Raw genomic sequence first — 26,928 nt, 5'->3', positions numbered from 1 at the left:
TTTGAAAGACAACTCTATTATGTAGCCCGATGGAAATATCGTGAACTAGTTTCCGGCCGGGATCAACTAACGAATAGTCTCCAGTCCTTTGTTTTTTTATCAAAAACGAGTTTCGCATGGCATGGTTTCCTGACCGAACTGCTATAGGCTTCCGCCATGTCGTCCATATTTGCGAAATCGCCGATTATCCAAATGGGGATCTCAACCCTTCCCCTTTGAGTATCGGCATCCCTGATTGAAATGCAGATACCTTCCTTCATAAAAGAAGTCAGGGAGAGGAGCAGCTCCTTGTTCAAAATGGGGTAAGAGCGTTTTTTCCGGATTCCAAATAGGGTTTTTTCCACTTTCAATTCACCCAGCTTCAAAGGAATCACATAGCTAAGCATCGTAAAAAAGTCCATCAGGCTTCGATAATATGTCTTATTGAACCAGCCATCGTCATGGGCAAGGTAAACGAACCGATTACCCAGCTGATTATAAAATGGAGGCTTTAAATGCTGTTTGATATGGCCGAGGTACAGCAGCTCGGCAATATCCTGGCCGTTCAGTTCGTCCAAGGCTTCCTCTTCATTAAAATCGACCCAGCAAAAGTCCCCATACCCATTTACGTCATCATGGGCAAGCTTTGCGATTTTATCTCTCGGTACATATTCAAACCGTGTATGGCGGTTGTATTCCCCATCCTCGAATTGATGTTTCAATAAAAGGAGATGATTTGCAAAGCCTGAAAAAGCAGCGGTGAATTCGTTGAATTCAATGCCGCAGGACATGACATAGTGGGCTTGCTGGTTTAAATGGACATAGATGAGGTCACGTACGTCCCGGTGATGCTTTTTCAAAGGCAAACTCCTCCAATCTGTATTAAAGTTCCCTTCCCATCATAACAAAATCCGGGAGAAAATTCGCATTTCAATTCGTTTACAAATACATGGGTATGATTATTAGCAAATGGTTCCCTTAGGCAGCCTGCCTATTTACGCAAAATTTTGGGAATCCTATGACAGAAACAGCCACCAGGCTGCCTTTTTTCGTTTTTCATTTTCAATTCAACGCTTATTTTCATATAATGAATCATGGCAGCAAGGCTGCCGGAAAGGAGTGTGAGTGCATGATTAAAAACATGACAGAGGATCAAATTACCCTTCAGGTAATAAAAGCCATCAAGGATAATAAAAGGAAGGACTTCGAAGCGATTCTGGATGAACTTCAGCCCTATGACGTGGCCAAGCTATACGAGAGTTTTCCGGAAAAGCACAAGACCCGCTTTCTCTTTTTCCTTAATCCCCACCTCATCGCCGATTTACTCGAGGAACTTGATACTGAAGAGCAGCATGAAGTCCTGAACAAACTAGGGATTGAAAAGACAAGTAAAGTCCTTGACCTGATGGATAATGACGACCTTGCCTCCCTTCTTGAGGAGCTGTCTCCAGAAAGAATAGCCACCCTCCTGTCCGGAATGAAAAAAGAAGAATCGAAAATCGTCCAGGATATTATGAACTATCCGCCGGAAACAGCCGGACGGCTAATGACGAACCGGTTTGTCTGGATCCGGAATTACTATACGGTCCGGGATGCGGTCGGCAAATTAAAGTCTTTTGCAGATTTTGCCGAAACCATCAATTATTTATATGTAATTGATGAACAAAGAAGGCTGGTGGGCGTCGTTTCCTATCGTGACATGCTCATTGCCGATGCAGATGAACTCATCAATACTATTATGTACGAACGGGTCATTTCGGTATCCGATATGACGGACCAGGAAGAAGTTGCAAGGATGATCGAACGGTATGACTTCATGGCCATTCCGGTCGTGAATTCAGAGAATGTACTGGTCGGGATTGTTACAGTCGATGACATTATCGACGTTGTGATTCAGGAGGCGAACGAAGACATCGAAAAACTGTCGGCCTCGGGAAAATCAATCGATTTTGACACGAAGGCATTCGTTGCAGCCTACAGAAGGCTTCCGTGGCTCATCCTTCTCCTATTTATAGGCCTGGTCTCCGGAAAAATCATCAGTTCCTATTCCGAAACCTTGGAAAAAGTCGTCTCCCTCGCATTTTTCATGCCGATGATTTCTGGCATGACCGGGAACACCGGGACTCAGTCGCTTGCCGTTGTCGTACGGGGGCTGATTTCAAATGATATTGACAAAAAGGTTATCGCCCGCCTGATTGTAAGGGAACTAGGGGTCGGCCTGATCATTGGCCTGACGTGTTCTCTCCTCATTTCTGTTATCGCTTATGTTTGGCAGGGAAACTTCATACTGGGCATTGTTGTTGGTAGTTCCCTTTTCCTGACATTGATTATCGGAACACTCGCGGGAACGGTCATCCCAATCGTCCTCTATCATTTTAAAATTGACCCGGCGGTTGCTTCCGGGCCGCTTATCACAACGTTGAACGATATTTTTTCACTCATTACCTATTTTGGAATCGCCACATTGTTCTTACACAAGCTAATGTAAAGGGGCAGCCGCCCCTTTTCATGCATTGTTTTTCAGCGGGGAAATAACCAACAAATGGTGCTTTAATACGGTGATGGCCACCGGTGTTTCATGGTAAACCTCCCCATCCGTATCCGCTCCCATCGATTCTTCCGTCTGAATCGCGATTTCCTTTCCACTGCAATGGAACAGCTCATTCCCCGGGCCGCCACTACCCATTGTGACGTCCGTGGCGAGCAGTTCCCTTATTAGGGCCAAATTCGTGTTTTTGATAACAAAAACATTCACCTTCCCGTCATCCACTTCGATATTTTGAAAAGGAAGCTGGTTTGTCCCGATAAACCTTCCATTTGCCACAAGGACCATTACCGCTTCTCCTTCAAACTGCTCTCCATCACAGTCTATTTTATACCGGAAGGGTTCCATCTCCCTCATTGTCCTTATTGCGCTTAAGTAATAGCTAACTTTTCCTAACAACGCTTTCTCGGTTTCTTTTATATTGTTGGAGGCCTCTGTCACAAGCCCCACGCCTAAAAAATTTAGAGCAAACCTGCTATTAATTTTCATGACGTCAATTGGGACAAGATTCCCCCCATTAATCTCCTCCGCAGCCTTCCGGATGTCCTGCGGAATGCCGAGAGTCCTCGTAAAATCATTGCATGTCCCTCCAGGCAAAATGGCCAGAATCGGCCTTTTCTCCAGGGAAGAAAGCCCATTGATGCATTCATGGACAGTTCCATCCCCGCCCAGGATGATGACAAGATCCGCCGACTTTCCATATTTGGCACAAAGCTCCCGGGCATGGCCGGGCCACTCCGTTTTTAAAAGCAACAATTCTTCGATGGCAGGGCTGATAACGGGGATACATTCACCCAGCGTTTTCCGGATGTCCTTCTGCCCGGCGTTACCGTTATAAATCAGGACTGCCCGTTTAAATTTGGCCATGCCCGTCCCTCCTGTTAAAGTCCTTTTTTAACCCCTTATACCCGGATTATTCCCATCCAATTCCATATGGCTCATTGACAGTTTAGGGAAACTATTCCCGGGTATATCTCCATTAACCTGCTAATTTAGGAAAATGAAGAAGGAGTGAAGTATATTGGATAATAACTATCAATTTTGGAGCGGCTGGGACCGAATTGTATACAAGCTCCCAGACTTTCTGGTGGCATTGGCTGTTCTCCTCATCGGCTGGTTAATCGCCAAGGCCATCGAAAAGGGAGTATATAAAGCCCTTTTAAAGTCCAACCTCGATAACCGCCTCTTTTCCAATGTAAAGGACAGGAAGTACTCATCTGAAAAAATTATTAGTAAAGTTATCTACTATTTAATTTTGGTATTCGTTTTTATCCTCTTCTTTAACTTGCTTGGATTAGACATTATTGCCGGACCGCTTGTAACGATGCTAACCGCCATCACAGCCGCGGTTCCAAGCCTTTTAAAAGCGGCCCTGATCCTTGTGTTTGCATGGCTGGCCGCTACAGGATTAAGCATGTTGATCCGAAAAGGCGGCCGCACATTGAGGGTTCATCAATTGGCGCAGAAACTGAACATCATCCAGGACGGCGAGGGTCCCGGGCAACTGGCTGACAGAATTGCAAAGATTGTTTTTTATCTCGTATTGCTCATGTTCCTTCCAGGTGTGCTCGCGGCACTTGACATCAACGGGATTTCCGAACCGTTTTCCACCTTGCTCGGAAGTATGCTATCCTTCCTTCCGAAATTATTCTCCGCCGCACTGATTATCCTTGTCGGTTGGTTCGTGGCGAAGCTTGTCCGTGATATTGTGGCAAATCTGCTGCAAGGGCTTGGATTGGATAGGTTAGTTGAGCGATTCGGAGCAAAAAGGCTATTTGAAGGGACAAGCCTTTCTTCGGTAATCGGGACGATTGCTTTTGTTCTTATCTTGATCCCGACTGTGATTGCCGCATTGGAACGACTTGATTTAAAAGGCATTTCCACTCCGGCCATCCATATGCTGAACGATGTCATGGCAATGATTCCAAATATAGTCGTTGCCATCCTAATGGTGCTAGTTGGCATCTGGATTGGAAAGTGGGTAAACAATTTTGTCACTGGGTTGCTGGAACGGGCCGGTTTCAATGGCTTCCTGAGAGGGATCGGAATCGGGAAGGACGCGGCCTCCACATTGTCTTTATCAAAAGTCGCGGGAACGGTCGCCCAGGTACTCATTGTCCTATTATTTACGGTTGAAGCTTTGAACCTTGTTGGGCTTAACTTCCTTGTTACACTCGCAACAGGTGTTATCGCATACTTGCCAAACGTGCTTGCCGCTGTGATTATTCTGATGGCCGGGCTTTGGATTGGCAATTTTGTCAAGAAATTGCTGGCAAGCATGCTACATGGCCCACATGACGGATTCCTTTCATCCGTCGCGAAATACGCGATCATTGCCATTTCAATTTTCATGGCACTCGACCAGCTCGGGGTTGCTGCTTCCATTGTCAACGCAGCCTTTATTTTAACCTTGGGAGGCCTCGCCCTCGCATTCGGCCTTTCCTTTGGCCTTGGCGGCAGGGAGTTTGCCGCTAAATATCTTGCCCGGTTTGACCAGAAGCTTGAGCAGACAACTGTCGTAAAACCGCCAGCTGGCCAGGGAGGAAATACGATGGGCACCGGAGGACAGCCTGGAAACCCAATGCATGGCGGGCATCCAGGCAACAGTAATCCAGCTGAAAAGCCATTTACCGATCCGAACAATCATAATCCGAATGACCCCGACAATCCATTTCACAATATATAAGAATTTAAGACATTGCCGGAGGCTCCCGGCAGTGTTTTTTTTAGATAAATTTCCTCTTTCCTGTAAAGTAATATTTCTTTATAGTGAAAATTTTGTCAGTACAAGGGTTCAACAGATTTCAATCAAACGTTTGATTGAAATCCCCTTCTATTTCACAATAATGTTGGGTCACATATTATAGCCGGTTCAATTTCGGCTGCGCGTACCGTGATTGTATCTAACCGTATTCTGAGATAAACTAGTATACGATATTACTATTAAGCAGGTGTGCCATGAAGGAGTTTATTTTTAATATATTAACCGCCTTGTCTGAACTCGGTTATCTCGGAATAGCCATTGGCCTCATGATTGAGATTATCCCAAGCGAAATTGTCCTTGGGTATGGTGGGTATATGATTTCCCAGGGGACGATCAATTTTCCGCTCGCAGTTATTGCCGGGACAATCGGCGGAACATTTGCCCAGCTATTCCTCTATTGGGCCGGTTACTATGGTGGGCGCCCATTTCTCGAAAAATACGGAAAATATATTTTTATCAACCGCCACCACATTGATTTATCCGAAAAGTGGTTTGAAAAATATGGATCGGGAGTGATTTTCTCAGCCAGATTTATTCCGGTGGTCAGGCACGCAATCTCCATTCCGGCAGGCATTTCAAAAATGCCTCTCTCAAAGTTTACACTCTATACAGTTGCGGCTGTTGTTCCATGGACAATTTTCTTTCTCTATCTCGGAGTTATCCTTGGGGAAAATTGGGCGAACATTAAGGAAGTCGCTCAGCCATATGTCCTTCCAGCTCTTGGGATTGCCATCGTCCTAGGTATTGCCTACATTTACATAAAAAGAAGGAAATAATCGATTGCCGGCTATCCGGCAATCTCAGACTGTAGACAAACTTGAAGGTATCCGGGTTTGCCTACAGTCTTTTTTAATTTAAAATATAAGTTGAAACAACAGTGCGTCTAGAATTCCACTCCGGGTGGACGCTTTCCGCGGGCGGGGCCGAGCCGCTTCCCTCGCTACGCTCAGTCCAGGGTCTCGACTATCCCGCTACTCCCGCAGGAGTCGCCACCCTCCGTTCCAATCAACTAATATTCTCTTTATATAAAGAACACTATGTATGAGGTGACCTGCGATGATGACTAAAAATCAAGCTAATGAACGTGAACAATTTGAAATGCTGACCATTGATCAATTAGTTCCTGAAAATCATTTGGTACGCAAGCTGGAATCGGCCATTGATTTTTCATTCATCTATCCCATGGTAGAACACTTGTATTCCGGGCTTGGTAGGCCCAGTATTGATCCGGTCGTTCTCTTTAAAATAACTTTCATACAATACATATTTGGCATACGCTCTATGCGCCAAACTATTAAAGAGATTGAGACCAACATGGCATATCGCTGGTTTTTAGGATTTGGTTTCTACACTGAAGTTCCTCACTTTTCTACCTTCGGTAAAAATTACGAGCGCCGTTTTTATGATTCCGATGTGTTTGAACAGATCTTCTATCGAATCTTGAAGGAGATTATGGATAAAGGGCTGTTGTCTCCTGAACATGTATTTGTGGATTCCACACATGTAAAAGCAAGTGCCAATAAACGCAAGTACGACAAGAAACTCGTTCGAAAGGAAACCCGCGCCTATGAAGAAAAGCTGCAATTGGAGCTTAATTTAGATCGTGAGAAACACGGTAAAAAGCCATTTCCTCCCGAGAAGTTTGAAAAAGAGGAGTGGAAGGAAATCAAGGAAAGTACGACGGATCCTGAAAGTGGCTATTATGTAAAGGATGAGCGAACGAAACAGTTTGCCTATTCGTTTCATGCCGCCACGGATGAAAAAGGATTTGTGTTGGGGACAATCGTCACTCCGGGCAACATACATGACAGCCATATCCTGCAGCCACTTGTCGAGAAGATCATTGAAAAGGTAAAGAAGCCACTTGCTGTCGCAGCCGATGCAGCCTATAAAACTCCCGCGATCGCGAATTTTCTATTGGAAAATCAGATGTTGCCTGTCCTTCCTTACACCCGTCCAAAAACGAAAGATCGGTTCTTCCGAAAGCATGACTATGTTTATGATGAGTACTACAATTGCTATCTCTGCCCCGAAGGGCAGGAATTAAAGTACACGACAACCACGAAGGAAGGGTACCGCCAGTATAAATCAGACCCAGCTATTTGCGCTTCCTGCCCAGTCTTATCAAAGTGTACCGAAAGTAAAAACCATCAAAAGCTCATTCAGCGCCATATTTGGGAGCCCTACCTGGAAGAGGCTGAACATTTACGACACACGGATGAGATTAAAAAGATATACGCCAAACGAAAAGAAACAATTGAACGTGTCTTTGCAGACGCGAAAGAAAAGCATGGTATGCGATGGACAACCTTACGAGGCCTTAAAAAATTGTCCATGCAGGCGATGCTTACTTTTGCTGCAATGAATTTGAAGAAACTGGCCAATTGGACATGGCAAGTTGCATAAGAGTACTCGAAGAGTAAGGTGCTGGGGGTAATTATCTTCGGATTAACCTTAAAAATTTCCACAAAACTGACAAAAGGCCGCGAGAGGGTGCCCCCTCGCGGCCTTTTGTCGACAATCTGCGATTGCCGGCTATCCGGCAATCTTTTTTTAAAAAATTTTTCTATATATGGTCGAAAATGTCAGAGGTTTGTCACAAAAAGTAAATCAAAACCTGTTAAAGTAAAATCATCCCTTTTTATTCAATTCCCAACTCCCTCAGTGGCAAAGGGTTGCCTCCCACAATCCCTCACGCCAAAAATTGATTTTTGTAATCGTTTGCAGACCATTTTTGTTACAAATTTTTAACATTGACTAGAAATTTTCCGGAATTTAAAATGAAGGGTGCGCTTTTCCGTAGGTGAATTTTACAAGCAAAGGGGAAAGATTTATGAAAAGAATAGGTTTAGCTTGGCAAATCCTAATTGGTCTTATTGTCGGGATTGCCGTCGGTGCTGTTTTTTACCAGAACCCATCTGTACAAGCTTACTTGCAGCCAATTGGAACCATCTTCATTCGTCTGATTAAAATGATTGTCGTCCCAATTGTCATTTCCAGCATCATTGTGGGAGTCGCTGGGGTTGGCGACATCAAAAAACTTGGGAAATTAGGCGGCAAAACCCTCCTCTATTTCGAGATTATTACAACAATCGCCATCATAGTTGGATTGCTTGCGGCAAATATTTTCCAACCTGGAACTGGGATTGATATGGGCTCCCTCACTAAAGGAGATATTGGCAGCTATATGTCCACGACCGAAGAGGTCAAAAGCCATAGCATGGCCGATACATTTATAAACATTGTTCCTACTAATATTATCGATTCACTTGCAAGAGGCGATATGCTCGCCATCATCTTTTTCTCCGTCTTCTTCGGCCTTGGGGTAGCCGCAATCGGCGAAAGAGGCAAGCCCGTCCTGGCGTTTTTCCAGGGAACGGCTGATGCGATGTTTTATGTTACGAATCAAATTATGAAGTTTGCTCCATTCGGGGTTTTTGCCTTGATCGGCGTTACAGTGTCCAAATTCGGGGTCAGTTCCCTCGTTCCACTCAGCAAACTCGTAATTTTGACCTATGGAACGATGGTTTTCTTCGTCCTTGTCATTCTTGGATTAACCGCAAGAATTTTTGGAATCAATATTTTCCATCTGTTTACGATTCTTAAGGACGAGCTGATTCTTGCCTATTCGACGGCCAGCTCGGAAACGGTACTTCCGAAGCTAATGGAAAAAATGGAGAAGTACGGCTGCCCGAAAGCCATTACTTCCTTTGTCATCCCGACAGGGTACTCCTTTAACCTGGATGGTTCAACACTTTACCAGGCTCTCGCGGCGATTTTCATTGCCCAAATGTACGGCATTGATCTTAGCTTGGGCCAGCAGATCTCTCTTTTACTTGTATTGATGGTAACATCGAAAGGGATTGCCGGCGTTCCTGGAGTTTCATTCGTTGTCCTTTTGGCGACACTGGGTACGGTGGGCATTCCGCTTGAAGGCCTTGCATTTATCGCAGGGATAGACAGGATTCTTGACATGGCCAGGACAGCGGTGAATGTTGTCGGTAACTCGCTTGCCGCCATCGTAATGTCGAAGTGGGAAAAACAATTCGACGAAACCAAGGCCACTGCTTACCTTTCCGAAATCAAAGAAAACCAACCTGCAACTCTTTAATTTATTCTCTAAGGCTGCCCTATTTAAAGGGCAGTCTTTTATTTTTTTAAAAAAATCCATCCCTTATGTTTAAGGATGGATTATGCGTGGTATATGGTATATGTTTGTAGTGAAAACTTGCGGATTAATTCAGCCACTTTGTAATTTTTACATAGGTTCCCTTGCCTTCAGCTGTCTGGATTGAGAATTCATCGGCCATCCTTTTAATGGCGGGAAGTCCGGCTCCAAGGCTGCCGGAAGTTGAATACCCTTGTTCCAGCGCCTGATTGACATTCAAAATTCCAGGTCCGCAATCGATGGCATGGATCTTTAAGCCTTTCGCTCCATTGCGCCCTTTAATCGTTTCGATTGAAATATAGCCCCGGCCGGCATACTTGAAGATATTGCGCGCAAGCTCCGAAATCAGGGTAATAATACGGGATTGGTCGAATGCACTGAAACCAAGCTCTTTTGCCAACTCCCGAGCAACCCGCCTGGCCGACATGATATCGCTCTCGGTCTTAATTTCAATATGTGGCTTGTCCGGAAAATGTCCATGCAACAGGCAATCCTGGCCGATTTCATTTGTGATTTCAAAAACCTCCACCATTGATTCCCCCTTATAAAATAAGCCAGAAAGGCCTTGCAAATCCTTCCTGGCTTATTGGCGGTGTTTTTTCATGCCCTTCGCCACATCTTTTGGCAATTTTATATAGGAAAGCGGGATATTTCGATAAGAAACTCCGTTAAAACTACATAATTTTCATGTGTATTTACTCATTCAGTATACTGGAAAACCTTACAATTAACTACAGGAATATGTTACTAAACCAATTTTCCCAACTTTTTTACCGTTAAAAACCCACTATTTGACTTTTAAGTTGCTTGGTGGAAACATTTTTGTGATTGTTATTATTTTCTTATGAAAATCTTAAATCATCCTATCAGTTTTTGTTGTCGGAATATGAAGAAAATGTTTAGGTTTTTCCCAATATTTTTCGCCATGAACCTTCAATTTTTCTGTGTGCCGGACTATTAAGGTTGCCAAGGCCATTCATGTTTTGCTAATAATAATACTAGAGATTTAGCTTCGCCATTCGGCAAACGGTACATTTACCGTGTAAAAATAGGAGGTGTGGCCCTGGTTTACAGGGCATTCCATTGATCGCATTTAATTTACTGCTTGTTTTTGTTTTAATTGCGTTGACGGCTTTTTTTGTCGTCACAGAATTTGCGATTGTCAAAGTGAGAAGTTCTAGAATTGACCAATTGATTGAAGAAAACAGGACAGGGGCTAAGGCAGCAAAACATGTCATCACGCATTTGGACGAATATTTGTCCGCGTGCCAGCTCGGCATTACGATTACAGCCCTCGGCCTCGGCTGGCTTGGTGAACCGACCATCATGGCCTTGCTTAAGCCGATTTTCACTAATTTGGAACTGAGTGAATCCATTTCAAAAGTCCTATCGTTTGGGATAGCCTTTTCGCTCATCACATTTTTACATGTGGTTGTTGGTGAACTTGCGCCAAAAACGTTTGCGATCCAAAAAGCTGAAGCGGCCACATTATTTCTTGCAAAACCTATTATCACTTTTTACAAAATCATGTATCCCTTTATTTGGGCCCTGAATGGTTCGGCGCGATTCCTTGTTGGCCTATTTGGCTTAAAGCCGGCATCCGAGAGTGAGATTGCCCATTCAGAGGAGGAACTCAGGATCATTATTTCTGAAAGCTATGAAAAAGGTGAAATCAATCAGTCTGAGCTCACCTATGTAAACAATATTTTTGAGTTCGACAACAGGATTGCGAAGGAAATCATGGTTCCCCGTACCGAAATCGTGACTTTTTCCATTGATGACAGCATGGAGGAAATTCTTGAAACAATCCGCCGGGAAAAGTATACCCGCTATCCCGTTGTAAATGGGGACAAAGACAATGTAGCCGGAATGGTCAACATTAAGGAAATCCTTACGGCAACATTAAAGCCCGAGGCGTTAAAAGAAAAGCCGCTTACCTACTTTATTAAGCCGATAATCCATGTCATAGAAACTATCCCAATCCATGAACTCCTTGTAAAACTTCAAAAGGAGCGAACCCATATGGCCATTCTGGTCGATGAATATGGGGGAACAGCCGGGCTTGTGACCGTCGAAGACATTCTGGAGGAAATCGTCGGGGAAATCCGCGATGAATTCGATGCCGACGAGGTTGCAGATATTAGGAAAATCAAAGACGGCCACTACATTATGAGCGGAAAGGTTCTTCTCGAAGATGTAAACGATATCCTTGGGATATCGATTCCCGAAGAGGATATCGATACATTGGGAGGCTGGATCCTGTCGCATACGTATGACGTTAAAATTGGGTATGTATTGAATGAAGAAGGCTATGACTTTAAGGTAATTGATCTAGATGGACATCAGATTCTCTATGTTGAAATTAAACGCTCGGAAGCAGAGCTACCCGCCGAACAGCTTAAAGAGTGATAAAAAAGAACCTTTCCTCCTAAGTGAAAGGTTCTTTTATTTGGTAATTCGCATGAAAAATTTACGGTTTTGCTAAGCCTAATGGAGTTATGCGAGAATGCCTAGGTGAACCATGTTACCTGCTGGATCCTTTACAGTCCAGTTTTCATTTACATCGAATCCGAGAGCCTCTAGTTTACCGGAAGCCTCTTTCCGTTCCTGTTCACTTGGAAAAATGAGCGAGAATTGTTTCAAGCCGACACTATTTTCTGGTGGCGGCGGAGCTCCTACACCATTCCACGTATTCAAACCAAGGTGGTGATGATACCCGCCCGTGGACATAAACAAAGCCTGGGGATAGCGGCTTACAAGATCAAAGCCCAATCCTTTTCCGTAAAATTGCCTTGCCTCCACTAAATTGGCAACATGCAAATGGATATGCCCCATAATCGTACCAGCGGGCAACCCTTCCCATCTGCTTCCTCCCGCTTCCGCCAGAATGCCTTCTGCGTCCAGTTGCTTCGTAGCCATCTCAACTTCATTGCTCTGCCAATTCCATCCTGAAGAAGGGCGGTCAGCATATATTTCAATTCCATTCCCGTCCGGGTCGTCCAGATAAATTGCCTCGCTAACAAGATGGTCTGCCGCCCCAATCGGATATCCGAGCTCGAGGATGTGCCGCAAAAATTTCCCTAGCTCTAAACGGCTTGGCAAAAGGAGCGCAAAGTGGTATAAGCCGGTCGTCCTCCCCTGTTTTGGGATCGCATTTGCAGGCTGCTCAAGCGTAAGAAGACCCTTCCCCCCACTTCCAAGAATCGCCTTCGTTTCCGATTGTTGCAGCACTTCACAGCCAATGACCCTCTTATAAAATTCGAGTGAACGCCCAAGATTCTCTACTTTAATATGGACATTCCCGATAAATGTATTTGGCGGCTGATGGAATTTCATTTCCATTGCATTCCCTCCTTCATATTTATTTAAGAAATGATAGTATATAGGACTGTTCCCGTCAAACAATGGCTACTCTTATATTCATTAGTCTATTATTAATCCTTCCCATCATTCACCTGCAAATTAATTCTTCCTCCAGAGAATCTTGTCGAAATTATTTACCATTTATTTCTTGTAATCTAATTTTTTAGAACGTATAATCATTTTAAATCGAAATAGAAACTTAGATTGGAGAGGAGGGGTTTTATGGAGCCGAAAATAATGGAAATCAACCTGGAACAGCAAAAACTCATTTCTACCCCACTTAGGGTAAAAATTATTTATTTATTATCCGAGGAGACGATGACAGCCAAACAGGTTGCCGATGAACTGGGCAAAACCCCAGGCAGTATCCATTACCATATTCAACAACTCTATAAAGGTGGAATCCTTGAGCTCGCCGAAACGCGTGAAAACAAAGGGATTGTAGAAAAGTATTATCGTTCTAAAGCCACCCATTTCAACTTAAACACAAAGGATCCCGCCCGAAAAGGGATACGCACAATAGAAATCAGCCTGGAATTTACAAATGAAGAATATAAAGAGTTCGAGGAAGAATATGACAGCCTCCTTAAAAAGTGGCTTAAGAAAACCGTCGCGTATAAGGAAGGCCGTACTTCCTATACGCTATCACTCGAATTTAAGAAGGATCTTACCGGAGAGGACGTGCAATGATGGAACACGCCGTCAAAAGAAATCTGTTTCTTTTTGTCCCCGCTAAAATGATTGCTGTGCTTGGTTCATCGATTTACAGTTTTGCTATTGGACTATATATCCTAAGCCAGACCGGGTCGGCCCTCAACTTCTCGATCACGCTCCTGATGGGAAGCATACCGCGGATTGTACTATCCCCGCTGGCTGGCACAGTTGCCGACCGCTTTGACCGAAAAAAAATAATCATCATAACCGATTTCGCGTGTGCCGCCTGGCTTGGCATTGTATTTTTCCTCTTTACATTCGTTACGAAGGAAATCTGGCTTCTCTATATGGCTGCAGCAGTCCTGACCTCACTAAATACTTTTTACTCAACAGCGGTTACCTCCACAATCTATAACATGGTTGGCCCGGACCACCTTCAGAAAGCGATGTCGCTTAACCAAACGGCTATATCCTTATCAACGATTCTTGGCCCTGTCCTTGGCGGCGCGCTGTTCGGTTTATTCCCTGTCAATTCTTTCATGGCCATTAACATTGCCGCATTCACTATTTCTGGTATATTCAGCCTTTTTATAAACTACCACCTGTTTGCCGAGAAAAAAGAAAAAGAACTAAGCAAAGGTTTCTTCCATGATTTAAAGGAAGGATTCACGTATGTGAAAAATCAATCGTTCATCAAAAGTATTGTATTTTTCGCGATAGGGCTGAACTTCTGGTTCGCGGCCGCCCCAATAGCACTCCCTTATATTGTTATGGTCGTCCGGAAAATGCCGTCCTACCAGCTTGGCATTATTGAAGGCGCTTTCTCGATTGGAACGTTGCTGCTTGCCGTGATTCTGACCGTCCGCCCAGAAATAAAAAGAAAAGACCGGGCCATCCTTGGCGGAGTCGCGGGTATGTCGATAACCATCATTCTGTTCGGCCTTCCGAGCCTGCCAGCAGCAGCGGGAATTTCCAACAGTTTCATATTCATTTATATGATTATCCTTGCCTTATTCACCTCTTCCCTTGCCATGGTCATTAATATGCCTATCTTCGTCCTGCTGCAAAAGAAGACCCCTGATGAACTGCGGGGACGCGTCATGTCCCTGCTTGAAGCAGGGGCCGGCGGGATGATGCCCATTGGACTGATCCTTTTCGGTTTCCTGTTTGAAAAGGTTCCAGCATGGCTTTTAATGGGAGTCAGCGGTGGCTGTGTCCTTTTGCTCGTAGCCTATCATTTTTATAAAAGGACATTCGCAACTCATTTGGAGGAAACAAAAACGGAGGAACCGCCTGTTCCTGTTCACTCGGGGGCTTGATCCAGATACGAAAAAGCGCCGGCAAAAACCGACGCTTTTTTAATGTTTAATGGATTTCTTGTATCCAGCCCGAACAGACCGGCGGCAGTTGGCTAGGAAAGGGTAACCCGATTCTTTCCTTCTTTTTTGGACGTGTACTGGGCTTTGTCAGCCCTTTCCAATAACGAAGCAATCGTATCCCCTTTCTCAGGTAGCCTGCTATTCCAAAGCTCGATGTCACCCTGCCCGCAATCGCAAAATCATGCTGTTCGATTCTTTCCCTCAGGCTTTCGGCTCGCGTGGCTGCAGACGATTCCTTTTCTTTTAAAACAATGATGAATTCTTCGCCTCCCCACCTGCCAAACAATTCGTTCGGACTAAGGCAGCCTTTAATCAGGAATACAAACTCCTTTAGAACAGCATCTCCCACATGGTGCCCAAACCGGTCGTTAATCGTTTTAAAATCATCGATGTCAAAGAAGATAATTGAAAAAGCTTGCTCAGTGTTCCCTGATTCTTTAATATGGCCATTAAGCCATTCATCGAGTTGATAGCGATTGGCAATCCCGGTCAATGAATCGGTATACGCTTCCCGTTTCGCCGCAGCCAACTCAGAGTAGACACCAACCAAATGGTGGGCAAAATACAAAACAACAATATAGACACTATTCGCCAGATAAAACTGTAAAAGAGAGTCCACTTCTTCCGCATTAAACCTTCCAGCATTCATGGCTCCCGGTACAACGGTGATTCCCATGACAATCAGCGAAAAAATAAGGCCTTGCTTATTTTTCAAAGTGAGAAAGATATACATCATATAAATCGGCATCCAAATAATAAAGTCGCCCAGAGAGTCATAGCGAGGTTTCAATAGGACATTATAAAGCGCATCATAAAATGTAATAATGTGGTACATCGTCACAAGGAACAGGTTTGAAAGTTCAACAAATCGAATGGCGCGATTCCTGTATAACAGAAGCCAGCTAAAGCTAAACCAGCCAATTAAGACTGTATTGATTATCGAACTAAGCTGATACTCTTCGTTTGGGTTATTCTGCAAATAATTGTTTAAAAAGAGTGAAACGAGAACACATGGAACAACCCATAAATAAATCGTCCGTTTCAATGAATAAAGCGACTTATGCTGTTTATCCATCCAGCTGCCTCCATGCCCCCGTTTTTACTGGCGTATTCATTAATAAGAGGTATGTATATTACTTAAATAGTAGGCGGAAAGGCCTATAAATACAAGAGGGATTTTATAATTTTTATCCAAATTTTACCGAAAGATTTACGATTCTCGCTTATCCAAAACTAGATGGATATTATTATCCTATTTTTCAAATAGGGGCTTTAAAATTTCTCATACAACATTTCCTCTTCTAATAAAAATACCGGATTATTAATAATAGGCAGTTTCGAAGAAGAAAGGTATGATGGTAAGAAAAGGAGGAATTTCATGGAAGCTTTATTTCGTTATAACTGGATGGTTAGAGAGGAATGGTACCGTTGGTGCGAAGGCCTAAGCGAGGAAGAGCTTCTTGTAGAACGGACAGGCGGGGTTGGAGGAATCCTTAAAACGCTTTTTCATATTATCGATGTCGAATGGAGCTGGATCCGCATTATTCAGGGAAAGCCTGACTTTCAGGAAAAATTCGAAGACTTTAACACACTTCAAAAGGTAAGGGAGCTCGATGCAAAGTTCCGTGTTGAGGTTGAGGAATTCGTCCGGAATTGGGACTCCAGTATGGAAAGTAACCTGTACCAAGAGACTGAACCGGACGGGCGTATTGTGACCGATACATGGGGCGAAGTCATACGCCATGTGATCGTGCATGAGGTCCACCATATTGGCCAATTATCCGTTTGGGCAAGGGAGATTGGAAGGAAGCCAGTTTCGGCCAATTTTATCGGCCGAGGGCTCCTAACGGCGCATACCACTGAGTAATAGGATAAGGCATCGGACTATTTCGATGCCTTTTCTACTTAAAATTGATTGTTGGTGAAGCCTCGATATGGCCAACATTCGTATCGAAAATTTTCCCTGGGGGAAATTTTGCGGGAATCGGCATTCAAATCTCCTACAGCTTACAACCCTTTAAATCCGTATTTCTTAAGTACCTCCACCGACTCGCTTCCAGTTAGGTACTCGTAAAATTCCGTTGCTTCTTTCAAATGGCGGCTGTCCTTGATAATGCCAAGAGGATAAATGATTGGACCGTGTGCATCCTCTCTCGCCGTATCGGCAATCTCCACTTTTTTGGAGGCTATTGCATCGGTTTTATACACTAGCCCTGCATCCACATTGGCAGTTTCCACATAGGTAAGCACCTGTCGTACGTCCTTGGCGTAAACCACCTTTCCCTCAACCGCCTGCCAGACTCCGAGATGTTCCAGGGTTTCCCTCGCATATTTTCCCGCGGGGACCGATTCCGGAGTCCCAATCGATAGTTTATCCGCTTTAGCCACATCTTCAAATGCGCGGATGGGGTTCTGTGCATTTTTCGGGATAACGAGAACAAGCTCGTTACCTATAAGATTTGTCCTTTTTTCAATCAGACCCTCTTCCTCAAGCTTTTCCATTTTGTCTACGGCTGCCGAGAAAAAGATGTCAACCGGGGCCCCCTGGGAAATTTGCTGCTGCAATGCTCCTGAAGAGCCAAAGTTATAGTTAATTTTTATACCCGCATGTTCTTTTTCAAAATTGGCGGCGATTTCACTTAAGGCGTCCTGGAGGCTCGCAGCCGCAGAAACGGTCAGCTCGATTTGTTTTTCTCCCGGCTTATCTTTTTCTGCACAGCCCGAAACCGCCATCATGAATAGAAGCAACGCTATCAAACTTAATTTCCTCACATACGTTCTTCCTTCCCGGGGTGAAACCATTTATCCGTCAACCAAAATGTCATTTTGGATTGAAGTTCCCTTTACTAATACTTTTCATTATACACTACGGCCACATTGGTTTCTGAGATAGCAGGCTGTTGTCATAAATGTTTCATAAATGACAAAAATGCCCGGCGGACCAGGCATTTGTTTAACTCTTTCCTATCTAGCTACCCAAGCTTTTTCTCATAACACGAGCATTCATGAACCCTATTAAAGCGACCCTGGACTTCCTCTTTCTTTTCGCCAACATAATGGCCATACGCCTGAATGAGGTGAAAACCTGGAAGGCTGCTGCTCACAGCCTGCTTGATTTCCTCTTTTCCTTCCATATACACCTGAAGGTACGAATCGACTTTTTGAAATCCATTTTTCATATACCATTCATTTACCCAATCATCATCCCTTGTCCATGTCTCAAAGCGGTTTAGGCCTATCTCCCTTGCCACTTTTTCGGCTTCAAGCAATAGCCGTTTTCCGATACCCTGTCTCCGAAAATCCGGGTGGATGGCAATATGCCATATCATGCCGCCCAAACCTGTCCCTCTCGAACACACCGTTCTTTCCTCGATCTCATATTCGACATCAATTAACCCGACCACAAGGCCATTCTCTATCGCAACAAGTTCAATAGAGGGATTTTCATATGTTTCTTTTTCTCTTAATACATTTTCATAATAGGCTGTGTCCAAAAACGCCAGTACCCTGCAGCGTACCCAGCCTATCTCATCATCTGATCGATACGGCCTGATTTCCAATCTGTCCGCCTCCTAATATTTCTTGTTGTGGAAACTTTTAAAATCCATAAATAAAGACCTTCGTCCGAATCACGAAGGTCTAAAGTGCAATCAATTTCTTGTAAATTAATTTTTCCTAGTTTGAGGGGTATGAACCAACGCGATTTGAATCACGGATATAAAATTTCTTGTTTTCATGGCAACCCCCTCCTTCTCCAACAATTTCCTTACAAGATTCATTGTATGGTTTTCTCCGCTAAAAGTAAACACCCCTATATGGTTATTCGGACAATGTACCGGGAGTAGGTGACCGGCAGCCCGGCCTGCGTGGAGTTTTTTTCAAAAATCTTAGTGATTTCCGCCAGGTTATCTTCCAGCATTCTGTTATAAACACTAGGATTTTGGCCAAAACAGCGCAATTTTATCACATCAACTGGCTGGTGCAAATATTCAGTGGCCTCTATATGTTCAATCTCGGCTGAGGAAAAGCTTCCCGCTTCAAGGCGTTTCCTAATCTTATCAAGGATTGGTGTGTCCTCCTTTTTTTCAAAAAAGGTTGGAAACAAAATGGGCAGCTCCTTCCCAAGTTCGTCCCCGGGATGAAGGCCAAGCACCGTTCCGCCCTCTATTACTACTCCTCTTAAAAAAAGATAGGCGGATGTGGTGCCTTTTCGGATATAGGCGCAATCAAATGGTCCCAGCTCTACTGGCAATCCATTCTTTGAGTTCCCTGTGACGAAGGAGACATTCGCCCGTTTCTTTTCATTTCCGGCAGCGGTGAACGTTTCCGTTGCATCAAAGCCCACAATCTCCTTTGCAACTGCCGCGCACTGGATGGTGAATTCCCCATCCCCGCATCCTATATCAAGAACTTTTTTATCTTTTACCATCTTCAAAACTTCTGCATCGAAAACAGACTCTCCATTTGGCTCTGATATCGAGGAGCTCCACGTGTACCGGTAATTGCCTTCCAGGTTTCCAATCTGTTTGTACCATTCCAAGGAATGAGGCGGAAGCCAGTGTAAAAGAGCGGCGGGGTCGGTCAGCATTCATTTTCCTCCTTTTTTTACAGGACAAAAAGTCCAGGCTGTCCCAAAAAAACAAGGTCCTTGGCTATTTTTGTCATACATATTGAACCGTATTTACAACAATTGGTATAATTATTATATAATTCAAAAAATGGAGTTCAAGAATAGCACATAACCATTTTTAAGGAGTTGGTTATATGAAAAATGTGGACAAAAGCGGCAAAGCCATCGTATTGGCTTCCCTAATCCTTAGTGCGGCGGTCAATCTGCTTATTCTACCGTTAAGTATTAATATTGGGAATTTACCAACCACTCCACCAACAAATACGATTTCCGGCTTTACAATCCGGTTCCTTTTTGTTCAGTTCCTCCCGTTACTCTGGCTTGGAATAAGCATTTACCACTGGAGAAAAGGGTTAAAAGCAGAACGTAATCCTATTCTATAATTCCACTTGCAATGGGCGCCTGCACTCTTTTTACAAAGGGGGCTAGCGCCTACTTTATTTCACATAACGCCTGCCATTATGGTTCGCCCATCATAAATCGATATTCTTCACCATAACTTCATTCCAGGACATGCCCCCATCCTCTGTTTTATACAACAAAGCGCCTTCTTCATTCCCAATCGCCATCCAGCCTTCACTTTCGTTAATAAAGTCAAAAGCCAGGATCCTAGCATTGTTCTCAATCAGACTTTTTACAGAAGCAACAGTCTTCCACCCATTATCAAATGCATACATTTCATTCCGGTTGCTAACAAGCCACATCCTGTTCAAACTCACAGCGTCCATTTCTATTTCATATTCGCCGCTATTTTGTAAAGGGATGTCGAGTGCAGGGGGTATGTCCCAGTTCCTGCCTCCATCCTCAGTTGAATACACATACACTTCCAGACGGTCCGTCAGAAAATAAAGAGGGATAAGCCCAGCGGTATCACTAAAGAAGATAGGGGGTTGCATGTCAAAAAATTGTTCTTTTGGCATTTGCTCTGTAACAGGGAGGGAATAGAATTCCCAGTCCGCTCCTCCATTTATTGAACGATAAGCCCAAGGGTGGCCGCTCGCAGCAAGCGGTATCCAGCCCTCATCATTTGAGGAAAGGACAGCCTTAGATTTGTATCCCTCGACCGGGATTTCTTTCTCTGTTGACCCTCCTGATATAGCGACCCAGGTTTTGCCGCCGTCCTCGGTTTTCGCAAGCTCAATTTGACTGCCGCCCGCGCCTATACCCCTTACATAATTCGTCATCCAGCCAGTCTTTTCATTTAAAAAATGAAGCCCCATCATTTGGCTTTCTGTTGAAAGCGGCTCGCTTTTCGCCCAGGTTTCCCCGCCGTCCGCTGTATAAACAAGCTGCTTATCCGCAAACTCCTTTGTTGTCAGCCATACATGTTTTTCATCCAAAATGTACGCGGGGATAACTGTTTCTGCTTCGGGGGTCACATCCCGCCAGCTCCTGCCTCCGTCCCCGGTCTTTAATAATCTTCTGCTCGAATCTTGGATAGCCAACATCCAGCCTTTGTTTCCATCAATCATATGGAGGCTCTTCACATACGGCAGGCGCTGTTTTTCCCTCTTTTTTTCTGCAGCGGGTTTGGCAGTTGCTTGTTCTGTATTACAGCCAGCAATCAATAGCGCGCAGCACATTAGTAAAACAGTGGCCAAAGTCCTTCTTCGATTCATGTATTCTCCCCTTCCTAACCCTCTTCCTTCCTGGCTTTTCCGAATTCAATCAAACGTTTGATTGAATTTCCAAATACCCACTGGATTCAAGGTTTGTAGTACTATAGTATAGAAAAATCCCCAACCATTTTCTGAAACTCTTCACGTTCTTCAAGGAACGGAACATGGTTGCTTTTTTGAAAAATATAAAGCTTGGAATTAGGTATCAGCTCAGCTATTTCCTTTGAAAAGTCAACAGGGCACTGTGAATCATGCTCTCCGCAAAAGACCATAGCCGGAATGCGTATTTGCCTAATCCTCTCTCTCATATCATAAGCAGATAGCTCAGTAAAAGAATAGTAGTCCAGCCGCTTTTGAACGACCTTTCCGCTACTCGGTTTTGAAAAGTACTCTTCAAATTTCCCCGGATCATAAAGCGACATTTCGGTCCATTCCCTGCCTGCTTTCATCCTTTCCTCCCTTGATGACTCCGCTGATTTAATAATTGAAAGCAGTTCTTTCAGGCGGGGGTTAAGCGGATTGTTCCCGCAATAGATGCTTCCGCTATGTTCCATATAGCCTCTCGACGCAGAAGCCCCACCCACCATGACTTTTGTTAAGGAATCGGAAAACGAGGAAGCGTAAACCAAGCCAAGCATCCCTCCGGTCGAGTGTCCGGCATAGCCCCACTTCTCGATATTCAAGGCGCTTCTTAATGCTTCCAAATCAAGGACCGTTTCTTCCATGCTCAGTTCTTTATCATTGTAAACTTTGATTGAATAGCCTGCTTCCTTTAAATTCACCAAATAGACTTTGAACGACTGGGTGAACATATCAGCAAAGTAGTTCCCCCGTTCATTGAACTCACTATACAAATGCGTAATGCATAGCGGCTCCCCGCTCCCGCAAACAAAGACCTCAAACGTCCCTCTAACTGTGCTTATAAGTTCTCTTTGCCATATAGTTACCTCCACCGCGGGGTATACCTCTATTCATTCTTACATTGGAAGGTTTATCCATTAATAGATTAACAGAAAACCTAAAAAACGCCAAATTGACGAGCGAGTATTAGCTGGGTACTTTTTATTAACACTCTAAGCTCTTATTTAACCATTGTGGCCTTTGACCTTTTCTCGTCCTCTTCGGCTTGTTTATCGTCACCATTATTCTTATAGGCAATCGCTCGGGCCTCGTTTGCCCTTGCGATTCCCGGAAGGTTCCCGATCTCTGTAAGAATGGCAATTGCCTTAGTTGCATACTCGATAATTTCATCGTTGCCAGCACGAATCATGCCCTTGTTTCCCAAATCCGCGAGAATGATCCAATACCAGCCTATCCCTTGCTTATGATCTGCTGACTCCTCTTTTTCAAAGGCCTCCTTCGCCTTATGGAGGAAGGAAAGGCCGTCTTCAATTCGCCGGCTGGATAATAGATTGATTCCTGTTGAAAAAAGGCTCTGGGCGTATGCTATCGAATCTCCCGAAAGCCTCGCGCTCTCAATTTCTTTTTTATTGATCACATTTGCTTCATCCCGCCGCCCAAGCTGGCGAAGCATGCCTGCCTGGCGGAGATAGCACTGGGCCAATAATTTGTATGCCTTTGCCGCTTCGATTTGATTATGCTCGATTAAATTCGCAACCTCTAATTCTACTTCCCGATAATGCTCCAATGCCAAATCATATTTATCCTGCTGCTCGTATAAAACAAGAGCCTCTTCCAGCCTTTTCTCCAATAAAAGCAAATGGTTCTCCATTTGATACCCCCAGCAATATTTTTTGTATCTTCTTATGTTGACAGTTCTATTTCTATTCCAAAGATTCCTTCTTACTTATACGTTAATGGTATAAATATGGAAAAACGAAATCTCCCCAAGATGCTCTAATAGTCTCTATAAACCTAAACAATTATAGACTCAAAAAAATTCCACAAGCAAACATGTAGTCAACCCGAATAAAGCCTGCTATAATTGACACTTGCGCTCAAAAACGAAGTCTGTGTCTAGTGAGAATTGCTTTTTCAACTGCGTGAAGAACGCCATCGGTTGAGCCAAAGCTTTTGTAAGAACACGATTCTCACGGCGAATCCATATTTCGTCTTCGCAATCACTGAACCATGGTATAAACCGATTTGTTTGGTACATACTTGAGTTTATAAATATTTATCTAAAAGGGGAATACATCATGAGCGGCTATAACGCAGTATCAGCAAGAAATACGGAAAATGCTCCAAACGGCAACGGTCTATATTCACAAACTGTAGCGTTCTCTCATTACAATAATCTTTCAGCTCAATTACCTATCGAACCGGAAACTGGTCAATTGGTAGCTGGTGGTATAAAAGAGCAAGCTGAACAGTGCTTTAAAAATATCAAAGCAATTGTAGACAGCATCGATCATGTTATGAGCGATATTGTTAGAATCACGGTATTCGTTAAGGATATTAAAGATGTTGACGCTGTAGACGAAGTTTATAAAACATTCTTCCCAACTTATGTTCCTGCACGGACAACAGTTGCAGTTGCAGCTTTGCCTATGGATGCTATAGTACAAATTGAAGCACTTCTTTCACACGGTGAAGGTACAATTCCAAACGCACCACAAGCAGGCGACCTTATCAAGCTTACAAATAACACGGCGAATGCACCTACAAGTCCTCTATCTACACAAACCGTGGCTTTCTCACATTACAATTATCTTTCAGCTCAATTGCCTATCGATCCAAAATCAGGCAGATTGGTAGCTGGCGGCGTAAAAGAGCAGGCTGGACAGTGCTTGAAAAATATCAAGGCAATTTTAGAAAGTATCGACGTTCCTTTTGACGATATTGTTAAAATTACGATCTTCCTTAAAGACCTTTCGGATATCGAGGCGGTAAACGAAGTTTATTCAACATTTTTCCCGGACTCCGCTATCGCTCGGGCCGTAGCCTATGTCCCTGCACGGACAGTAGTTGCAGCTTCAGCTTTACCTATGGATGCTTTGGTACAAATGGAAGCAGTGGTGTCACACGGAGATGGTACACCTCCACAAGCTGTTGAAGACAGACATGGAATCGTTATTTGGGCAAACAACACTGATAACGCACCAAAGAGTTCTCTATCTACACAAACTGTAGCGTTCTCTCATTACAATCACCTTTCAGGTCAATTACCATTGGATGCAAAAACTGGCCAATTAGTAGCTGGTGGTGTAAAAGAGCAAGCTGAACAGTGCTTGAAAAATGTTAAGGCAATTGTAGAAAGTATTGACCACGTAATGGACGATGTCGTTAAAGTAAATATCTTCGTTAAAAATATCGCGGATATGGATGCTGTAGACGAAGTTTACAAAACATTCTTCCCGGAAGGTACTCCTGCACGAAGAGTAGTTGGCGTATCGGCATTACCTGAAGATGCTTTAATCCAAATCGATGTAGTTGTATCAAATGCTGAAGGAACACCTCCAAAAGCATAACAGTCATTAGTTTGTAAATACAGGAACAATCAAAGTTACTTGTTAATGCGATATGGCTTATCCTATTTATAAAAAGGGGCTGTCTCAAATGAGACAGCTTCTGTTTTTTAACAGAAAAGCATTGAGACCTTAGCCGATTATGGCAGTAAATCTCAATGCTTTTTTAGTTTATGGGGCATAACAAAAAACTGAGTTAGCTTTTTCTTCACCAACTGTCCCCCAGCTACTTAGAATATTAACACTTACTCAGCTAGAAATTAGGTGTTGCCTAGGGACGTACATTAACTAAAAGAGCCTTATGAGTACTTAAAACTCATGAGGCTCTTTTGTCATGATCATGTTGTTTAAGTGATCAACTCGTTGTTATTTCATATTTAAATTGTCTTAGTCACGATTAAGTTGTAAGGAAACAACACTATTTAAAAAGCTTTTCCCCCTATTCAACGGTCACCGATTTGGCCAGATTTCTTGGCTTGTCGACGTCGCAGTCGCGGTGGAGAGCTGCATAGTAAGCTAAAAGCTGCAAAGGTACAACAGAGATAAGTGGTGTTAACTGTTCATGAACGACTGGCAGGACAAAGGTATCTTCGTCTGTTTCCAGCCCTTTCATGGAAATGATGCAAGGGTTGGCTCCGCGGGCTGTCACTTCCTTGACGTTGCCGCGGATGCTGAGGTTGACGTTTTCCTGGGTCGCCAGGGCGATGACCGGGGTCCCTTCCTCAATCAGGGCGATGGTGCCGTGCTTCAATTCGCCCCCAGCAAAGCCTTCTGCCTGGATGTAGGAAATTTCCTTTAACTTTAACGCGGCTTCAAGGCAGACATAATAGTCAACGGCCCTTCCAATAAAAAAGGCGTTCCTTGTCACGGTCAGGAATTCCCGGGCGATATGCTCGATGATTTCCTTTGAATCACATAGCCCTTCCATGGCGTTCGCTACAATGCCAAGTTCCTGTACGAGGTCGAATCCAATTTCTCTGCCGCGGCTCTTCGCTGAAACATCGGCTAGAATCGCCAGGACAGCCAGCTGGGCGGTGTACGCCTTTGTGGATGCGACGGCGATTTCTGGTCCAGCGTGGAGGAGCAGCGTATAGTCTGCTTCACGGGAAAGCGTTGAGCCCGGAACGTTCGTGATTGTCAGGGCTGGATAACCCATTTCCTTCACCTGTACAAGGACTGCGCGGCTATCGGCTGTCTCACCGCTCTGTGAAATGAACACAAATAGCGGCTTTTCAGAGAGTAGCGGCATGTTGTAGCCGAACTCGCTCGAAATATGCACCTCGACAGGAATCCCTGCGAGCTTTTCAATCAACTGCTTCCCGACTAGCCCCGCGTGGTAAGAAGTCCCCGCAGCAATAATATACATCCTGTCGGAAGCCTTGATCGCATCAACAATCTCACTGGCAATGGATAGTCCACCGTTTTCATCCTGGTACCTCTGGATGATTTTCCGCATGACAAGTGGCTGCTCGTCGATTTCCTTTAGCATATAATGGGGGTATGTGCCTTTTTCAATATCGCTGGCATCTAGTTCCGCCTTGTATGGCGCCCGGCTAATTGTTTCGCCTTTCAGGTTCTGGATTGTCACTTCATCCTTTTTTACAATGACAATTTCCTTATCCATAAGCTCTACAAATTGGTCTGTCACCTGCAGCATCGCCATGGCGTCGCTCGCGACAACATTGAACGTATCGCCTAGGCCCACGAGCAGCGGGCTCTTGTTTTTCGCGACATAAATGGTTTCATTGTCTTCTTCATCCAGCAAAGCAAGCGCATACGACCCCTTAAGAAGGGTTAGCGCCTTACGGAAGCCCTCAAGCGTGCTCAGGCCCTCTTTCGCAAAAAGGCTGATCATCTGGACGATGACTTCTGTATCTGTATCGCTTTGGAGTTCGACATCCTGCAAATATTCGCGCTGAAGCTTCGAATAATTCTCGATCACCCCGTTATGGACGAGGGTAAACCTGCCTGTGCTGCTTTGATGCGGATGCGCATTCCGTTTACTAGGCGCACCATGGGTTGCCCAGCGGGTATGGCCTATTCCGGCACTCGCTTCGACACGTGTATCTACAATCTTCCTAAGGTCCGCAATCCGGCCTTTTTCCTTGAATACCTGTACGCCATCACTGTTCATGATAGCGATTCCGGCAGAATCATAACCACGGTATTCAAGCTTTTCAAGGCCTTTCAGCAAAATTTCCTTTGAATCTTTAGTTCCTATATATCCAACAATTCCACACATATTCATGTCCTCCTGTTGCAAAGAGGGCAAGACCGTACCGAGGGCAAAGCTTGCCCCCTTATCTCCGTAATCTTCTATTAGGATGCCTTTGCGGAACACCTTTTATTTATGCGCAGCTTGCTTCCCTTTGTCCACCGAGTCGCCTCAATGCTTTAAG

Annotated in this window: 23 protein-coding genes; 11 read left to right on the top strand and 12 right to left on the bottom strand. The window is 44.2% G+C overall.

Annotated features, from left to right (window positions below; all coding sequences use genetic code 11):
* Positions 1–62: 62 nt before the first annotated feature.
* Positions 63–839: a hypothetical protein gene (locus V1499_RS01190; protein WP_409273144.1), complete on the bottom strand. Its 777-nt coding sequence runs from the start codon at positions 837–839 to the stop codon at positions 63–65.
* 269 nt (positions 840–1,108) lie between these two features.
* Here V1499_RS01190 and mgtE point away from each other — a divergent pair, with 269 nt between their 5' ends.
* Entirely contained in the window at positions 1,109–2,467 is a 1,359-nt protein-coding gene (gene mgtE / locus V1499_RS01185; RefSeq protein ID WP_409273142.1) for a magnesium transporter, read from the top strand.
* A gap of 18 nt (positions 2,468–2,485) precedes the next feature.
* On the opposite strand, the gene V1499_RS01180 is transcribed toward mgtE, so the two are convergent.
* Complete coding sequence (locus tag V1499_RS01180; protein WP_409273140.1) at positions 2,486–3,391, bottom strand: diacylglycerol/lipid kinase family protein; 906 nt, start codon at positions 3,389–3,391, stop codon at positions 2,486–2,488.
* Positions 3,392–3,545: 154 nt separating this feature from the next.
* On the opposite strand from V1499_RS01180, the gene V1499_RS01175 reads away from it, so the two are divergent.
* The 4 genes from V1499_RS01175 to gltP all read left to right on the top strand — a co-directional run bounded on the left by V1499_RS01175 (position 3,546) and on the right by gltP (position 9,399).
* A complete protein-coding gene (locus V1499_RS01175; RefSeq protein WP_409273139.1) occupies positions 3,546–5,210 on the top strand; it encodes a mechanosensitive ion channel in 1,665 nt (554 codons plus the stop codon).
* A 272-nt stretch (positions 5,211–5,482) separates the two neighbouring features.
* Positions 5,483–6,064, top strand: coding sequence for a DedA family protein (locus V1499_RS01170; protein ID WP_409273137.1), 582 nt, complete (start codon positions 5,483–5,485; stop codon positions 6,062–6,064).
* A gap of 280 nt (positions 6,065–6,344) precedes the next feature.
* Positions 6,345–7,694, top strand: a complete 1,350-nt coding sequence (locus tag V1499_RS01165; RefSeq protein WP_409273136.1) for an IS1182 family transposase — start codon at positions 6,345–6,347, stop codon at positions 7,692–7,694.
* 427 nt (positions 7,695–8,121) lie between these two features.
* The gene (gene gltP, locus V1499_RS01160) at positions 8,122–9,399 is read left to right on the top strand and encodes a glutamate/aspartate:proton symporter GltP (protein WP_409273134.1); all 1,278 of its coding nucleotides are present in this window, start codon (positions 8,122–8,124) and stop codon (positions 9,397–9,399) included.
* A 124-nt stretch (positions 9,400–9,523) separates the two neighbouring features.
* Here the strand turns inward: gltP and V1499_RS01155 are convergent, their stop codons facing one another.
* Positions 9,524–9,883: an anti-sigma regulatory factor gene (locus V1499_RS01155; protein ID WP_409276196.1), complete on the bottom strand. Its 360-nt coding sequence runs from the start codon at positions 9,881–9,883 to the stop codon at positions 9,524–9,526.
* Between the two features lie 656 nt (positions 9,884–10,539).
* On the opposite strand from V1499_RS01155, the gene V1499_RS01150 reads away from it, so the two are divergent.
* Positions 10,540–11,865, top strand: a complete 1,326-nt coding sequence (locus V1499_RS01150) for a hemolysin family protein (protein WP_409273133.1) — start codon at positions 10,540–10,542, stop codon at positions 11,863–11,865.
* An 87-nt stretch (positions 11,866–11,952) separates the two neighbouring features.
* Here V1499_RS01150 and V1499_RS01145 read toward each other — a convergent pair whose 3' ends face one another.
* A complete protein-coding gene (locus tag V1499_RS01145) occupies positions 11,953–12,792 on the bottom strand; it encodes a VOC family protein (RefSeq protein ID WP_409276195.1) in 840 nt (279 codons plus the stop codon).
* Between the two features lie 249 nt (positions 12,793–13,041).
* Here V1499_RS01145 and V1499_RS01140 point away from each other — a divergent pair, with 249 nt between their 5' ends.
* Positions 13,042–13,509: an ArsR/SmtB family transcription factor gene (locus tag V1499_RS01140; protein WP_409273131.1), complete on the top strand. Its 468-nt coding sequence runs from the start codon at positions 13,042–13,044 to the stop codon at positions 13,507–13,509.
* Positions 13,506–14,792, top strand: coding sequence for an MFS transporter (locus tag V1499_RS01135; protein WP_409273129.1), 1,287 nt, complete (start codon positions 13,506–13,508; stop codon positions 14,790–14,792). The genes V1499_RS01140 and V1499_RS01135 overlap by 4 nt, the downstream gene beginning before the upstream one ends.
* Before the next feature lie 46 nt (positions 14,793–14,838).
* Here V1499_RS01135 and V1499_RS01130 read toward each other — a convergent pair whose 3' ends face one another.
* Entirely contained in the window at positions 14,839–15,927 is a 1,089-nt protein-coding gene (locus V1499_RS01130) for a GGDEF domain-containing protein (RefSeq protein ID WP_409273127.1), read from the bottom strand.
* Positions 15,928–16,230: 303 nt separating this feature from the next.
* Between V1499_RS01130 and V1499_RS01125 the strand changes: the two genes are divergently transcribed.
* Positions 16,231–16,719 carry a DinB family protein gene (locus tag V1499_RS01125; RefSeq protein WP_409273125.1) on the top strand — a complete coding sequence of 163 codons (489 nt, stop codon included), beginning with the start codon at positions 16,231–16,233 and terminating at the stop codon, positions 16,717–16,719.
* 140 nt (positions 16,720–16,859) lie between these two features.
* On the opposite strand, the gene modA is transcribed toward V1499_RS01125, so the two are convergent.
* The 3 genes from modA to V1499_RS01110 form a co-directional block, all read right to left on the bottom strand.
* Positions 16,860–17,654: a molybdate ABC transporter substrate-binding protein gene (gene modA / locus V1499_RS01120; RefSeq protein ID WP_409273123.1), complete on the bottom strand. Its 795-nt coding sequence runs from the start codon at positions 17,652–17,654 to the stop codon at positions 16,860–16,862.
* Positions 17,655–17,824: 170 nt separating this feature from the next.
* Positions 17,825–18,412: a GNAT family N-acetyltransferase gene (locus V1499_RS01115; protein ID WP_409273121.1), complete on the bottom strand. Its 588-nt coding sequence runs from the start codon at positions 18,410–18,412 to the stop codon at positions 17,825–17,827.
* Between the two features lie 251 nt (positions 18,413–18,663).
* Positions 18,664–19,440 carry a class I SAM-dependent methyltransferase gene (locus V1499_RS01110; RefSeq protein ID WP_409273119.1) on the bottom strand — a complete coding sequence of 259 codons (777 nt, stop codon included), beginning with the start codon at positions 19,438–19,440 and terminating at the stop codon, positions 18,664–18,666.
* 176 nt (positions 19,441–19,616) lie between these two features.
* Here V1499_RS01110 and V1499_RS01105 point away from each other — a divergent pair, with 176 nt between their 5' ends.
* Positions 19,617–19,865, top strand: coding sequence for a hypothetical protein (locus V1499_RS01105; RefSeq protein WP_409273117.1), 249 nt, complete (start codon positions 19,617–19,619; stop codon positions 19,863–19,865).
* Positions 19,866–19,955: 90 nt separating this feature from the next.
* On the opposite strand, the gene V1499_RS01100 is transcribed toward V1499_RS01105, so the two are convergent.
* The 3 genes from V1499_RS01100 to V1499_RS01090 form a co-directional block, all read right to left on the bottom strand.
* The gene (locus V1499_RS01100; protein ID WP_409273115.1) at positions 19,956–21,101 is read right to left on the bottom strand and encodes a WD40/YVTN/BNR-like repeat-containing protein; all 1,146 of its coding nucleotides are present in this window, start codon (positions 21,099–21,101) and stop codon (positions 19,956–19,958) included.
* A 101-nt stretch (positions 21,102–21,202) separates the two neighbouring features.
* Entirely contained in the window at positions 21,203–22,042 is an 840-nt protein-coding gene (locus tag V1499_RS01095; protein WP_409276194.1) for an alpha/beta fold hydrolase, read from the bottom strand.
* A 140-nt stretch (positions 22,043–22,182) separates the two neighbouring features.
* On the bottom strand, positions 22,183–22,833 hold the full coding sequence (locus V1499_RS01090) for a hypothetical protein (protein ID WP_409273114.1): 651 nt from the start codon (positions 22,831–22,833) through the stop codon (positions 22,183–22,185).
* 427 nt (positions 22,834–23,260) lie between these two features.
* Between V1499_RS01090 and V1499_RS01085 the strand changes: the two genes are divergently transcribed.
* Entirely contained in the window at positions 23,261–24,532 is a 1,272-nt protein-coding gene (locus V1499_RS01085; RefSeq protein ID WP_409273113.1) for a RidA family protein, read from the top strand.
* 436 nt (positions 24,533–24,968) lie between these two features.
* Here the strand turns inward: V1499_RS01085 and glmS are convergent, their stop codons facing one another.
* Positions 24,969–26,771, bottom strand: coding sequence for a glutamine--fructose-6-phosphate transaminase (isomerizing) (gene glmS / locus V1499_RS01080; RefSeq protein ID WP_409273111.1), 1,803 nt, complete (start codon positions 26,769–26,771; stop codon positions 24,969–24,971).
* Between the last annotated feature and the right edge of the window lie 157 nt (positions 26,772–26,928).

The sequence above is a fragment of the Neobacillus oceani genome, assembly GCF_046237595.1.
Taxonomy (GTDB): domain Bacteria; phylum Bacillota; class Bacilli; order Bacillales; family Cytobacillaceae; genus Bacillus_D; species Bacillus_D oceani.
The sequence above is the reverse complement of the archived record's forward strand: the minus strand, read 5'-3'. Positions and strand labels throughout refer to the sequence as shown.

Excerpts from the sequence above, each read along its gene's own strand:
- V1499_RS01145 (WP_409276195.1), bottom strand. The coding sequence starts at position 12,792 with ATGAAATTCCATCAGCCGCCAAATACATTTATCGGGAATGTCCATATT.
- V1499_RS01125 (WP_409273125.1), top strand. The coding sequence starts at position 16,231 with ATGGAAGCTTTATTTCGTTATAACTGGATGGTTAGAGAGGAATGGTAC.
- glmS (WP_409273111.1), bottom strand. The coding sequence starts at position 26,771 with ATGTGTGGAATTGTTGGATATATAGGAACTAAAGATTCAAAGGAAATT.
- V1499_RS01100 (WP_409273115.1), bottom strand. The coding sequence starts at position 21,101 with ATGAATCGAAGAAGGACTTTGGCCACTGTTTTACTAATGTGCTGCGCG.
- V1499_RS01140 (WP_409273131.1), top strand. The coding sequence starts at position 13,042 with ATGGAGCCGAAAATAATGGAAATCAACCTGGAACAGCAAAAACTCATT.
- V1499_RS01155 (WP_409276196.1), bottom strand. The coding sequence starts at position 9,883 with ATGTCGGCCAGGCGGGTTGCTCGGGAGTTGGCAAAAGAGCTTGGTTTC.
- modA (WP_409273123.1), bottom strand. The coding sequence starts at position 17,654 with ATGGTTTCACCCCGGGAAGGAAGAACGTATGTGAGGAAATTAAGTTTG.
- V1499_RS01105 (WP_409273117.1), top strand. The coding sequence starts at position 19,617 with ATGAAAAATGTGGACAAAAGCGGCAAAGCCATCGTATTGGCTTCCCTA.
- V1499_RS01135 (WP_409273129.1), top strand. The coding sequence starts at position 13,506 with ATGATGGAACACGCCGTCAAAAGAAATCTGTTTCTTTTTGTCCCCGCT.
- mgtE (WP_409273142.1), top strand. The coding sequence starts at position 1,109 with ATGATTAAAAACATGACAGAGGATCAAATTACCCTTCAGGTAATAAAA.
- V1499_RS01170 (WP_409273137.1), top strand. The coding sequence starts at position 5,483 with ATGAAGGAGTTTATTTTTAATATATTAACCGCCTTGTCTGAACTCGGT.
- V1499_RS01085 (WP_409273113.1), top strand. The coding sequence starts at position 23,261 with ATGAGCGGCTATAACGCAGTATCAGCAAGAAATACGGAAAATGCTCCA.
- gltP (WP_409273134.1), top strand. The coding sequence starts at position 8,122 with ATGAAAAGAATAGGTTTAGCTTGGCAAATCCTAATTGGTCTTATTGTC.
- V1499_RS01110 (WP_409273119.1), bottom strand. The coding sequence starts at position 19,440 with ATGCTGACCGACCCCGCCGCTCTTTTACACTGGCTTCCGCCTCATTCC.
- V1499_RS01130 (WP_409273127.1), bottom strand. The coding sequence starts at position 15,927 with ATGGATAAACAGCATAAGTCGCTTTATTCATTGAAACGGACGATTTAT.
- V1499_RS01165 (WP_409273136.1), top strand. The coding sequence starts at position 6,345 with ATGATGACTAAAAATCAAGCTAATGAACGTGAACAATTTGAAATGCTG.
- V1499_RS01090 (WP_409273114.1), bottom strand. The coding sequence starts at position 22,833 with ATGGAGAACCATTTGCTTTTATTGGAGAAAAGGCTGGAAGAGGCTCTT.
- V1499_RS01180 (WP_409273140.1), bottom strand. The coding sequence starts at position 3,391 with ATGGCCAAATTTAAACGGGCAGTCCTGATTTATAACGGTAACGCCGGG.